This window comes from uncultured Shewanella sp. (assembly GCF_947491715.1).
Lineage (GTDB): Bacteria > Pseudomonadota > Gammaproteobacteria > Enterobacterales > Shewanellaceae > Shewanella.
Genome location: NZ_CANLKR010000118.1, coordinates 1 through 462 on the forward strand (window position 1 = coordinate 1; position 462 = coordinate 462).

1 protein-coding gene is annotated in these 462 nt (G+C 51.7%); it reads left to right on the forward strand.

The annotated features are described in order from the left end of the window. A partial coding sequence (locus tag Q0779_RS23760; protein WP_298776743.1) for an Ig-like domain-containing protein occupies positions 1-462 on the forward strand: 462 nt, incomplete at both ends.

Consider the following 462-nt stretch of genomic DNA (forward strand, 5'->3'; position numbering starts at 1 on the left):
CATTAGCAGTAATGACATCAGCGTGACCGTCAGTGATGCCGGCCTGACTGCCATTCAAATCACCCCTGCAGGTGTCACGCTTAATAAGGGCAATACTCAGCAATTAACCGCCACTGGCACCTACAGTGATGGCACCTCAGCCGATATCACCAGCTTGGTTAGCTGGCTTTCAGGCAACATGTCGACAGCAACGGTAACCACCTCTGGCCTGCTGACCGCAGAGGCTACAGGTAGCACAACAGTCTCAGCCACTCTCGATGGCATTAGCGGTAATGACAGCAGCGTAACTGTCAGTAACGCCACTCTGACAGCCATTCAAATCACCCCAGCTAGTATTACACTTAATCAGGGAAATACTCAGCAATTAACTGCTACAGGCACCTACAGTGACGGCTCCACAGCCGATATCACCAGCTCTGTTAGCTGGCTTTCAGATGATACGTCGGTGGTAACGGTGACCAC